This is a genomic window from Streptococcus agalactiae ATCC 13813 (genome assembly GCF_000186445.1).
GTDB lineage: Bacteria > Bacillota > Bacilli > Lactobacillales > Streptococcaceae > Streptococcus > Streptococcus agalactiae.
The window spans coordinates 286,976-291,058 of the sequence record NZ_GL636070.1 but is presented as its reverse complement, the minus strand read 5'-3'; the positions used below and the strand labels follow the sequence as shown (position 1 = coordinate 291,058).

Genomic DNA, 4,083 nt, shown 5'->3' with positions numbered 1-4,083 from the left:
AAATAGCCGTATGGAACGCTTGGTGATACTCTTTTACCCTCTTCCATTCTTGCTCTGAAGATGGATTGTATTTTCCTTGAGGTATCTCTTGCGTACCATTCGTTCATAATGTTTAGAAATGGGGTAAAGTCGCTTTCTGCTTGTTTCTCACTGTCTATTCCGTTATTGATGGCTATAAATCTTACTCCCTTTTCTTTGAAAAGTATTTCGGTGTAAAAGCCTACTTTGAGGTAATCTCTGCCAAACCTGCTCATATCTTTTACTATCACAGTAGATACTTTGTTTTCTTCTACTGCTTTTATCATCTTTTGAAATCCCTCTCTATCAAAGGTTGTTCCGCTTACTCCGTCATCGCTATAGTGATAGATATTTACAAAGCCGTTTCTTTTCGCATAGCTTTCAAGTAGCTGTTTTTGATTGGTGATGGAATTGCTTTCTCCTTGCATTTCGTCATCACGACTTAAACGCTCATAAAGGGCTGTTTGTCCTATTCTTTTCGTATTTGACATGAGAATTACCTCCTTTCCAAGTTCTTATTATTTTCTCTGTCCCTAAAAGGTTAATCCTTTTGGATCAATTAGCACACACTACAGCCTATGCTTCTGCTTTACAGGCCCAAACACATCAATTTATGAATCAACTTCATGTTATTTATGGACTTGCAGACATTGAATACTACGACGAGTTGAAAATTTATTTAAAAGAATTATTGGAGCCACAAAATGAATTTTTAGCACGCTTATCAATGTTAGTTAGAGAGCCTCGACTGGCTAGTTTCATTATTGGCGAAAGAGAAAAATTCGCAGAAAAACACATCAATCTATCCACAGAAATTTTAGTAGAAATCCCTACCAAGTCAACTGTTGAGGATGTTAATAACTATCTCTTGCTCCACAGATATATTAATACGAAGATACTCACGCTATTAAATTCAACGACTTTAGTTTCTTTACGTTTAAATTATCAAAATAACCTCATTGAAACAGATTATCAATGGGAGAATGAGAAGTGGTTACTCAATGACTACCATCAGTATTTCAACGACGCTTATTTTCAACAGTTACTTGTAGATTCAAGAGCTACTTATAAGATCTCTTTAAAACAAAATAAGGTTATTATAAGAACAAATATTATCTACTCAGAAGGGCCTTAGTATGGACGTATTAATTATCGAAGATGATCCTATGGTGGAATTTATCCACCGCAATTACCTTGAAAAACTCAATTATTTTCAAAACATCTATTCAACTGCTAGTCAAACACAAGCTATTGCTTATCTTAATGACATTAAAATCCAACTTGTTCTTTTAGATATTCATATTAAAGAAGGCAATGGTCTAGAAATATTAAAGTTATTACGCAATCAACACCAAAATACCGAAGTCATTGTTATTTCAGCAGCCAACGAGGCGCACACTGTCAAAGAAGCATTTCATTTAGGTATTGTAGATTACCTGATAAAACCATTTACATTTGAACGCTTTGAGTCTAGTATTGAAAAATTCCTAAATCATTATCATACATTTGAAGCTGATAAAATCTACCAAGACAACATCGATCACTTTCAAAAAATAGATTCTGGATGGCTAGAGGGAGAGGTTAAACTTGATGAGAAAGGGCTCTCTGAAATTACCTATCAGCATATTCTTGATGCCATTCAAGAGTTAGAGCAGCCTTTCACTATCCAAGAGTTAGCAAAATGCAGTCAATTTTCTCATGTCTCTGTTAGGAAATATATTGCCTATATGGAAGAAAAAGGCCTTCTGACAAGTCAGCAAATTTATACTAAGGTCGGTCGTCCTTACAAAGTTTATAAGCTTATAAAAAAAACTTAGGCCTGTAGACCTAAGTTTTTTTAATCTTCGTAGCCATTTGGATGACTAGAATGCCATGCCCATGCCGATGAAATAATTTTATCAATATTATCAAATTTAGGCTCCCACCCAAGGATTTGACGAGCTTTCTCTGAGGAAGCAATAAGCGTATCTGGATCTCCTGGACGACGAGCTGCCTTTTGAGCAGGAATTTCTTTCCCAGTAATACGACGAGCTGCCTCTAACATCTGAAGGTTAGAAAAACCTGTCGAAGATCCGAGATTAAACACGTTTGATTCATTCCCTTGGCGAAGGTAATCAACTGCTAATATATGAGCATCTGCCAAATCAAATGGATGCACATAATCTCGAACATTAGTTCCATCTGGAGTATTGTAATCATCTCCAAAAATCATTATTTTGTCACGTACTCCTTGAGCAACTTGAAGAATGATTGGTAACAAATGTGTTTCTGGTTTATGATCTTCCCCAATTGAGCCATCCGGTTTATCTCCAGCAACGTTGAAGTAACGTAGAGCGACAAACTTAATACCGTAGGCTTGATCAGCCCATTTCATAATTGTTTCCATCATAAGCTTACTTTCGCCATAAGGATTAATAGGATTTTGAGGAGCTGTTTCTAAAATAGGAACTTGTTCTGGAATACCATATGTTGCAGCTGTTGATGAAAAGACAATATTTTTGATATCACATTCATTCATTACTTCTAAAAGCTTTATCATTCCAGCAGTGTTATTATCAAAATATTTTAAAGGATTTTCCATTGACTCAGCAACTAGTGAAAATGCCGCAAAATGGATAACAGCATCTACATCAGGATTTTCCCTAAAAACTTGACGCATAAACGTTTTATCGGATAAATCTCCTTCATAAAAAATCGCATCTGAATGCACCGCTTGACGATGACCTGTTACCAAGTTATCAACAACAATAACTTTCTCTTTTCCTTGTGTGATTAACTGATCAACCATATGCGAGCCAATGTAGCCGGCGCCACCTAAAATCAGAACTGCCATATTTTTCTCCTATTTCAATACTCTTTTAACATCATTTGTTACCTCATTATACTGAGAATAACCTTTTTTTGCAAATATCTACCGAAATTAGAATGTGTCTGTTTTTGGGAGAAAGTAAAAATCATCAAGAGGACGACAATAAAGACCGAAACGCTTGGACTTTTCTTCGTTTCAGCCTTGATTTATTGACCTTTTGATGATACAATATTTCTAAACTGATTGAACAAGCCCATCTTGTTTAATCGGTAGACGGAAGGTGTTCGCGCACCTTTCGTCTTTTCTTCGTGTTTTTCTATAACTCTATTATATCATAAATGGATTTTAATGCAAGCATTTTCTACAAAAATATCCTCAAAGAACCTTGATGTATCAAGGTTCTTCTTTGTTTTCAGTCCCTCTCCTCTAGCCAATCCATTCCATACTTTGGCTTAACGTTCTGACGTTTCAGCCGTGGGATTGTATAGATTTTATCTTGAGGTTGCCAAAATTGACCAAGGAATTTGACTTCTTGGTCTTTCATTTTTCTATAGGATTTTCGCCAGTCTCCAAAAAAGAGCTCTCTCAATTTTCCAGCATAGCTAAGAAGAATAGTTTGGCTCATGGTGTCCGCCCCTCTTTTGCTCCAATACATCCCCCTGTTTTTCATGCGGTAGGTAATTTTGCGGTGCTGCGATTCCATGATACCAATTCCACTTGAGGGCAGCCCGAAGGCTTCAGGTTTTTCCGTGTATCTGAAGTTTTTCATTAGTTGCCTTCTGAAGCGCTGAAACTCCTCCAGCTTCTCATCGCTTACCAAGGCTTCCCCCGTATCAAATACGGTCTTCAATTTCTGTCTATCCTGATTTTTCAGCGCTTCAAATGCTAGCTCAGTAAGCTCTGAAGGAAAAGGTCTCAAGTGTTTCTTGATACCTTGATGCACATGAAAAGTATCCCAAAAATGCAGGTGGGCTTTGGGATGGAAGGCTTTGGCTATTTCTGAAAAGATGGCAGGAGAATAGCCTTTCCCACCGTCCGAGTTCGTCACAATGACCGTCTCAGGAGTTATCTCAAAATGATTCATCACTACATCAAGGAGCTTTCTCCTTGCTTCCTGACAGTAGGTTGAAATCACTTCAAATTTACCCTTCAGTACATTTCGGCTGCCTTTCTCACTTCCTGTATGGACGACAAAATGGCTGAGTTCTATTGACTTGCCTTTCTTGTTGGGGCTTGACTGTTTGACCCAAACACCT

Annotated in this window: 4 protein-coding genes and 1 pseudogene; 2 read left to right on the top strand and 3 right to left on the bottom strand. The window is 37.3% G+C overall.

Features of this window, described 5'->3' with window-relative positions:
- The coding region (locus HMPREF9171_RS111545; RefSeq protein ID WP_000072397.1) for a recombinase family protein at window positions 1-509 on the bottom strand (509 nt) is incomplete at its 3' end.
- A gap of 50 nt (window positions 510-559) precedes the next feature.
- Here HMPREF9171_RS111545 and HMPREF9171_RS08930 point away from each other — a divergent pair.
- Window positions 560-1,153, top strand: a pseudogene (locus tag HMPREF9171_RS08930) (Spo0B domain-containing protein); the annotation flags it as partial.
- A 1-nt stretch (window position 1,154) separates the two neighbouring features.
- Entirely contained in the window at window positions 1,155-1,835 is a 681-nt protein-coding gene (locus HMPREF9171_RS111550; RefSeq protein ID WP_000382770.1) for a response regulator, read from the top strand.
- Window positions 1,836-1,855: 20 nt separating this feature from the next.
- On the opposite strand, the gene galE is transcribed toward HMPREF9171_RS111550, so the two are convergent.
- A complete protein-coding gene (galE, locus tag HMPREF9171_RS111555; RefSeq protein ID WP_000279626.1) occupies window positions 1,856-2,851 on the bottom strand; it encodes a UDP-glucose 4-epimerase GalE in 996 nt (331 codons plus the stop codon).
- A gap of 388 nt (window positions 2,852-3,239) precedes the next feature.
- Window positions 3,240-4,083, bottom strand: an 844-nt coding sequence (locus HMPREF9171_RS01000000112910) for a UPF0236 family transposase-like protein (protein ID WP_029776315.1), incomplete at its 5' end; no start/stop codon positions are given.